The sequence below is a fragment of the Oceanicella actignis genome, from assembly GCF_900111545.1.
Taxonomy (GTDB): domain Bacteria; phylum Pseudomonadota; class Alphaproteobacteria; order Rhodobacterales; family Rhodobacteraceae; genus Oceanicella; species Oceanicella actignis.
This window is the reverse complement of record NZ_FOHL01000005.1, coordinates 245,270-252,748: the sequence shown is the minus strand read 5'-3', so window position 1 is coordinate 252,748 and position 7,479 is coordinate 245,270. Positions and strand designations below refer to the sequence as shown.

6 protein-coding genes and 1 tRNA gene are annotated in these 7,479 nt (G+C 73.3%); 4 read left to right on the top strand and 3 right to left on the bottom strand.

Going from position 1 to position 7,479, the window contains the following annotated elements; translation table 11 throughout:
• A partial coding sequence (locus BMW67_RS10185; protein WP_143053719.1) for a DUF3987 domain-containing protein occupies window positions 1-912 on the top strand: 912 nt, incomplete at its 5' end.
• Between the two features lie 670 nt (window positions 913-1,582).
• On the opposite strand, the gene BMW67_RS10175 is transcribed toward BMW67_RS10185, so the two are convergent.
• The 3 genes from BMW67_RS10175 to BMW67_RS10165 all read right to left on the bottom strand — a co-directional run bounded on the left by BMW67_RS10175 (window position 1,583) and on the right by BMW67_RS10165 (window position 4,198).
• A tRNA-Ser gene (locus BMW67_RS10175) sits at window positions 1,583-1,672 on the bottom strand.
• A gap of 53 nt (window positions 1,673-1,725) precedes the next feature.
• Window positions 1,726-2,952 carry a kynureninase gene (gene kynU, locus BMW67_RS10170; RefSeq protein WP_072747413.1) on the bottom strand — a complete coding sequence of 409 codons (1,227 nt, stop codon included), beginning with the start codon at window positions 2,950-2,952 and terminating at the stop codon, window positions 1,726-1,728.
• Window positions 2,953-3,025: 73 nt separating this feature from the next.
• Window positions 3,026-4,198, bottom strand: coding sequence for an ROK family transcriptional regulator (locus tag BMW67_RS10165; protein WP_072747412.1), 1,173 nt, complete (start codon window positions 4,196-4,198; stop codon window positions 3,026-3,028).
• A 130-nt stretch (window positions 4,199-4,328) separates the two neighbouring features.
• On the opposite strand from BMW67_RS10165, the gene BMW67_RS10160 reads away from it, so the two are divergent.
• The 3 genes from BMW67_RS10160 to pgl are packed head-to-tail and all read left to right on the top strand — an operon-like array spanning window position 4,329 to window position 7,470.
• Window positions 4,329-5,321 (top strand): carbohydrate kinase family protein, encoded by a 993-nt coding sequence (locus BMW67_RS10160; protein WP_218139765.1) that lies wholly within the window; start codon window positions 4,329-4,331, stop codon window positions 5,319-5,321.
• Window positions 5,321-6,790, top strand: a complete 1,470-nt coding sequence (zwf, locus tag BMW67_RS10155) for a glucose-6-phosphate dehydrogenase (RefSeq protein WP_072747411.1) — start codon at window positions 5,321-5,323, stop codon at window positions 6,788-6,790. The genes BMW67_RS10160 and zwf overlap by 1 nt, the downstream gene beginning before the upstream one ends.
• Window positions 6,787-7,470 carry a 6-phosphogluconolactonase gene (gene pgl / locus BMW67_RS10150; protein ID WP_072747410.1) on the top strand — a complete coding sequence of 228 codons (684 nt, stop codon included), beginning with the start codon at window positions 6,787-6,789 and terminating at the stop codon, window positions 7,468-7,470. The genes zwf and pgl overlap by 4 nt, the downstream gene beginning before the upstream one ends.
• The last annotated feature ends 9 nt before the right edge of the window (window positions 7,471-7,479 follow it).

The window sequence follows — 7,479 nt, the reverse complement described above, 5'->3', positions numbered from 1 at the left end:
TCGGACGAGGGCGGGCAATTCCTGGGCGGCCATGCCATGAGCGCCGACCATCGGCAGAAGACCCTGGCCGCGCTCAACGCGCTCTGGCAGGGCGAGCCGATCCGGCGCACGCGGGCCAGCGATGATCACGCAACGCTTTATGGCAGGCGGCTGGCCATCCACCTGATGGTTCAGCCGCGCGTGGCGCGCAGCTTCATGGCCGATCCGCTGACTTCCGAATCGGGCTTCCTGCCGCGGTTCCTGATCAGCGAGCCGCCTTCCACCATCGGCGCGCGCATGCACGCGAACGCGGGCCATGACCGGGTGGCGATCGACGCCTTCAACCGGCGGCTGGCGGAAATCCTCGAACGGCCCTTGCCGATGGACCCGGAAACACGGGAACTTGAGCCGCACACCCTGGCGCTCACGCCCGAGGCGCGGGCGCTGCTGATCCGCTTCTCGGACGCAATGGAAAAGACGCAGGCGCCCGGCGGCAAGCTGTCGAACCTCACGGGTCATGCCTCGAAGGCGGCGGAACAGGCGGCGCGGATTGCCGGCGTGCTGACCCTGTGGCGCGACCTCGATGCCGAGGCGTTGACGCTGGCCGACATGGCCAACGGCATCGCGCTGGCGAAATTCTACCTCGGCGAGGCCAGGCGGCTTACGGAGGCGGCGACGGTCTCGGCGGAAATCGAAGCGGCCGAGGCGCTGCGGCGCTGGCTTCTCGAAAGCTGGGCCGAGCCTGAAGTGATGGTGCGCGACGTGGTGCAGTTCGGGCCGGGCAAGCTTCGCGAAAGCCAGAAGGCGCGCAAGGCGCTCACGCTGCTGGCCGGGCAAGGCTGGCTCGTCCCGCCAAAGCCGGGTACCGTGGTGCGCGGCGCCGCCCGCAAGCAAGCGTGGCGCATCGTGAGGGCTGGGGGCGATGTGGTTTGACGTGACCGCCGCGCTTGCCGAAATCGCAGGCCGCCCCCCTGCTACACTTGCTACTTCTGCTACACTGGCCCGTTTTGTAGCAGGTGTAGCAGATGTAGCAGGGTGGCAGGGGCGAAATCGGGAGCCGGCTGATAGGGCCGCGCCTGACATCGTGCGCGATCCTTTCGACGAACGAGCGGCGGTGCGCCAGTTCGACGGCGGCGTGAGCCGCGAAGACGCCGAGGCGCTGGCAGCGGAGGATGCCGCCCGCGCCCCGGGCCCGCCCATGGATCGGCTGCGCGCGGCGGCGATGCCCGAGACGCCCGCGCTTGACCCCGAGGGCCTGCCCTTCGCGGCCTGCTCGGCCTGCGGCGGCGGCGATTGGTGGAAGCCCGCCGCGCGCCCGGCCCAGGGGCCCGGCTGGCGCTGCGCGTCCTGCGACCCGCCCAGCGCCGGGCGGATGCGCCGCGCCTGTTCGGTTCCCACGCGCAACGGGCCGCCAAAGCCCGCTCCTTGCCCCCCCAGCAAAGCGCCTCGAACCTTCCACCCATGGCGACGCCCCAAGCCGACATGGGCTGAGACCCCTCGCGGGCGCTGCGTCGAGGCGCTGCAAATTGTGGGAACGATTGTGGGAACGGCGCTCGAAAATTCCTCGTAACCTGTTGTTTTAGCGTAGAAATTTCTGGATCTGTGGCGGAGAGAGCGGGATTCGAACCCGCGATACGGTTGCCCGTATACACGCTTTCCAGGCGTGCGCCTTCGACCACTCGGCCACCTCTCCGTAGCCGGCGGGATACAACGAGCGCAGGCCCGCTTGCAAGCTTCAATCGCCGCTCAGGTCACCTTCGCGCGCACGCGGTGGCGCGGATCGTCCCACAGCCGCGCCTCGAGCGTGCGGGCCAGGATCGCGGCGGCGGCGTCCACCTCCTCGGCCGACAGGTATAGCGGCGCGAAGCCGAAGCGGATCAGGTCGGGCGCGCGGAAATCCCCGATCACGCCCTGCGCGATCAGCGCCTGCATCACCGCGTAGCCCTCGGGGTGGCGGAACGAGACCTGCGCGCCGCGGGCGTTCGGATCGCGCGGGCTGGCCAACTCCAGTTCGCCGGCGCAAGCCGCCTCGACGCGCGCGACGAAGCGCTCGCTCAGCTCGAGCGATCGTGCGCGCACGGCCGCCAGGTCGACGCCCTCCCATACGTCCAGCGCGGCGTCGAGCGCGACCATCGACAGGATCGGCGGCGTGCCCACCCGCAGCCTGTCGGCGCCGGGCGCGGGGCGGTAGGCGGGCTCGAAGGCGAAGGGCGCCGCATGCCCCATCCACCCCGCCACCGCCGGCGCGATGCGGTCGGCCAGGCGCGGAGCGGCGTAGATGAAGGCCGGCGCGCCGGGCCCCCCGTTCAGATACTTGTAGCCGCAGCCGACGGCGAAATCGACGTCCGCACCGGCAAGATCCACCGGCATCGCCCCGGCCGAATGCGCCAGATCCCAGATCGCCAGCGCGCCGGCCTGGTGCGCGCGGGCGGTCAGCGCGGCCATGTCGTGCCGGCGGCCGGTGCGGTAATCGACTTCGGTCAGCATCAGCGCGGCGACGCCGTCGTCGATGGCGTCGGCGACCTCCTCGGGCGCGACAACCTTCAGGCGCAGCCCGCGGCCCAGCGCGCGGCACAGCTCCTGCGCGGCGTAAAGGTCGGTGGGGAAGTTGCCCGAATCCGACAGAACGGTGAGCTTGCCCGGCGAGTCGGCGCGTTGCAGCTCGAGCGCGGCCGACAGCGCCTTGACCACGTTCACCGTGGTGCTGTCGCCCGCCACCACCGCGCCTTCGGGCGCGCCGATCAGGCGGCCGATGCGCGCGCCAAGGCGGGCGGGCAGGTCGACCCAGCCCTGGCCGTCGCAGCCAAGGTTCCAGCCCCGGATCAGCAGCTTGCCCCACTCGTCGCAGACGACGCGGCGCAGGCGCTCGGGGACATGGCGCGGCAGCGGCCCCAGCGAGTTGCCGTTCAGGTAGATCAGCCCCTCGGGCAGATCGAACAGCTCCTTGCGCAGGACGGGATCGGCGGATGGCATGGCGGGCTCCGTTTCATCGCGGCCAGCGCAGATGACCCGCGCCGCGCGCCCGCGTCAAGCGGCGCGCCGCCGCTCAACCCGCGCGGGCGACCAGCTCGGGATCGGGCGAGAAGCGCCGCTGCAGCGGCAGCGACGCCGCGCCCAGAACCCGCGCCGTATGGCCCAGCGCGCCGACCGCGAAAACCGCCGGCGACAGCCCCGCGCGGTTGAGCGCGCCCATCTCGCGCGCCGTCGCCGCCGCCAGCCTGGCGCGCCATGGCGCGGGCAGCGCGCCGTCGACCACGATGGTCGGAAAGTCGATGACCGAAAGCGCCGCCGCCACAGCCAGGGCCAGCTCGGGCGCGACCTGGCGAACCCAGCGGCGGAAGTCCTGTTCGGCCTCGGGCGGCGCGCCCTGCATCGCCGCGCCCGCGTCGAGCCCCGCCTCCCGCAGCGCGCGCTCGAGCGAGATCAGTCCCGCCCGATGAGCCAGCTGCTGCGGGCGCCCGCGCGCGTCGGGCGCGCCGACGGGCATGGACCCGATCGCGCCGGCGTTGCCCTGCTCGCCCATGACGAGGCGTCCGTCGATCACCACGCCGCCGCCGGCGAACATGCCCAGATAGATGTAAAGCGCGCTGCGCGAGGCGATACCGCTTCCAAGCAGCATCTCGGCCGCGCAGGCCGCGGTGGCGTCGTTGCACACGATGGGCGCCATCCCCAGCGCCTCCTGCAGCGCCGCGCCCGCATCGAAGCCGCGCCAGCCGTCCAGCGCGCCGGGCGGCAGGCCCATCTCGCGCGGCCAGGCGTGCATGTCGCCCGGCATGGCCAGCCCCATGCCGACGACGCGCGCGCGCCCCTCTTCGTCCAGCGCGTCGAGGCAGGCGCGCCCCAGCGCGGCGGCGGCGGCGACGCAGGTTTCGGGCAAGGGCGCCGCATGCGGGGCGTGGCGGTGCGCGACGACGGCGCCGGTCAGGTCGATCAGCGCCGCCTCGACGCTGCGGCGGCCGATCTTCACGCCCAGCGCATAGGCGCCCGACGGGTTCGGCGCGACGGGCGTCGAGGGCTGCCCGACCTGCCCGCGCACCTTCTCGAGCTTGCGCAGCAGCCCCTCGGCCAGCAGCGCGTTGACGATCACCGAGGCCGCCTGGCCGCTGAGCCCGGTCTCGCGCGCGATCTCGGCCTTGGACATGGGGCCGCGGCGCAGCAGCGCGTTGATGATGACGCGCTCGTTGTAGGCTCGAAGCCCGGCTGGGTCGCTTGCGCGCATGGTCTCTCCGCATTCCAGGTTCGGGCAGCCTATCTGGGAGCCGCAAATAAATCAACATGAGTTATTTATTGACGAATCGCGCCCCGCCATGACAGATCGACCCGACCCCGACGTTACGGAAGGACGCCCCATGCCCGACCGCCCCGCCCATGCCGCCCCGCCCCCCGCGGACCGGCCCATGTTCCTGTCCTGCGGCGAGGCGCTGTGGGATCTGTTCGCCGCCGAGCGCGACGGCGGCCTGAGCTTCGACGCCCGCATCGGCGGATCGCCCTTCAACGTCGCGGTGGGCCTTGCGCGGCTTGGCGTCGCGTCGGGCATTCTGGCGGGCGTCTCGACCGACCGGCTGGGCGCGCGGCTGATGCGCGCCCTGCTCGAAGAGGGCGTGGACGCGCGCTTCGTGCGCAGCAAGGACGCGCCCACGACCCTCAGCCTGGTGGATGTCGGCCCGGACGGCGCCCCCGCCTACGCCTTCTACGGCGCCGGCGGCGCCGACCGCGCCATCGAACCGGACGACCTGCCGCCGGCCGACGCGCCGATCTGGGGCGTGCATGCGGGCTCGTATTCGCTGACGGCCGAGCCCATCGGCTCAAGCCTGCTGCGCCTGTTCGAGCGCGAGCGCGGACGGCGCCTGCTGTGCCTCGATCCCAATGTGCGCCTGGGCGTCATTCCGGACCCGGCGCTGTGGCGCGCGCGTATCGAGGCCTTCGCCGCCCTGGCGGATCTGGTCAAGATCAGCGCCGAGGACATCGGCCTGCTGTGGCCGGGCGTCGAGCCGGCCGAGCTGGCCGCGCGCTGGCGCGCGGCGGGCGCGGCGCTGGTGGTGGTCACCCATGGCGCCGAGGGGGCCGAGGCCTTCGGCCCCGCCGGCCGCACGCGCGCGCCCGCGCGCCGCGTTCGGGCGGTCGACGCGGTCGGCGCCGGCGACACCTTCCAGGCGGCGCTGATCGCCGGGCTCGACGCGGCGGGGGCGCGCAGCCGCGCCGCGCTTTCGGCGCTGGGCGGCGAAGACATCGCCCGCATCATGAACTTCGCCGCCGCGGCCGCGGCGCTGACCTGCGCGCGGCGCGGGGCCGACCTGCCCCGCCGCGCCGAAGTGGAAGCTTTCGCAAGGGAGGCCGTCTGATGGTCGCGCGCGTCGTTCCCGTCGCCCCGTTCGATCTTGTCGTCTTCGGCGCAACCGGCGACCTGGCCCGGCGCAAGCTGCTGCCGGCCCTGTATCACCGCCTGCATGACGGCCAGATGCCCATTGAGGCGCGCGTCATCGGCGCGGCCCGCGCGCAGATGGACGCCGAGGGCTTCCGCCGCCTGGCCGCCGAGGCGCTGGACGAATTCGTGGCTCCCGCCGATCTCGACCCCGACTCGCGCCGGCGCTTCCTGGCCACGCTCGACTACGTTCCCCTCGACGTCACGAAGGACGACGACTGGCAAGCCCTTGCCGACACGCTCGGCGCGCCCGACCCCGAACGGCCGCGCGCCTTCTACCTGTCGGTGGCGCCGCGCTTCTTCGGCGTCATCGCCGAGCGCATCGCCGCCGCCGGCCTTGCCGGCGCGCATGGCCGCATCGTGGTCGAAAAGCCCTTCGGCCACGACCTGCCCTCGGCCCGGGCGCTGAACCAGAGCCTTGCGCGCCATTTCGACGAGGGGCGCATCTACCGCATCGACCATTACCTGGGCAAGGAAACCGTCCAGAACCTGATGGCGCTGCGCTTCGCCAACGCGCTGTTCGAGCCGCTCTGGAACGCCCACCACGTCGATCACGTGCAGATCACCGTGGCCGAAACCGTGGGCGTGGGCGGGCGCGGGCCCTATTACGACGGCGTCGGCGCCATGCGCGACATGGTCCAGAACCACCTGCTTCAGCTGCTGTGCCTGACGGCGATGGAGCCTCCTGCCCGCCTGCGCCCCGACGACGTGCGCGACGAGAAGCTCAAGGTCCTGCGCGCCCTCGCCCCCGTCGACGCCGCGCGCGACGTGGTGCGCGGGCAATACGGCGCGGGGCCGGGCGTCGCCTCCTACGCCGACGATGTGGGCGATGCGGACACGCGCACCGAAAGCTTCGTCGCCCTGCGCGCCCATGTCGAGAACTGGCGCTGGTCGGGCGTGCCCTTCTACCTGCGCACCGGCAAGCGGCTGCGCGCGCGCATGTCCGAGATCGCCGTCGCCTTCAAGGATCCGCCCCACTCGATCTTCGCCGGCGCGGGCGGGCGCGCGGGCGCCAACGTGCTGGCCATCCGCCTGCAGCCGGACGAGGGCATCACCCTGTCCATGACCGTCAAGGACCCCGGCCCCGGCGGCATGCGCCTGACCCCGGCCGAGCTGGACATGACCTTCGCCGAGCAGCTGGGCGGCGGCGGGCTGCGCATGCCCGACGCCTACGAGCGCCTGGTGATGGACGTGATCCGCGGCGACCAGACCCTGTTCATGCGCGGCGACGAGGTCGAGGCCGCCTGGCGCTGGGTCGATCCCATCATCGCCGCCTGGGAAGAGCGCGGCGAGCGCCCCGCCCTTTACGACCCCGGCTCGTCCGGCCCCGAGGACGCGCTGATGCTGATGCATCGCGACGGCCGCCGCTGGCGCGAGATTTCGGCATGAAGGCCCCGCGCGTCATCGCCCACCCCTCGCGCCCGCAGATGGCCCGCGCGCTGGCCGACGCGCTGGCCGAGGCGCTGCGCCGGGCCATCGCCGCGCGGGGCGTCGCGCGCATCGCCGTGCCCGGCGGCGAGACCCCGCGCGAGATGCTGACCCGGCTGGGCGAGGCCGAGCTGGACTGGCCGCGCGTCGTCGTCACCCTGACGGACGAGCGCCTGACCCCGCCCGGCCACCCCCGCGCGAACGAGACCATGCTCGCCGGCTCGCTCCTGGCCGGGCGCGCGCGCGCCGCGCGCTTCGTGCCGCTGCGCGGCGCGGGCGACGGGCCGGACGCGCTCGAGGCCGCGCGGCGGGCGCTGCGCGAGCGCGCGCTGCCGCTCGACGTGGCGGTTCTGGGCATGGGGGCCGACATGCACGCCGCCTCGCTCTTTCCCGGGGCGCGGGGGCTCGAGGCGGCGCTGGCGCCCGACGCGCCGCCGCTTTGCCGGATCGACCCCGAAGGCGCGCTCGAGCCGCGCGTCACGCTCAGCGCCCCGACGCTGGCCGCCGCGCCCGAGCGCCATCTGGTCATCGCCGGCGCGGACAAGCGCGCCGCGCTCGAACGCGCCCTGGCGCTGGACGATCCGCGCGCCGCGCCGGTGCTGGCCGTTCTGGGCGGCGCCGTCGTTCACTACGCCGATTAACCCACGGAG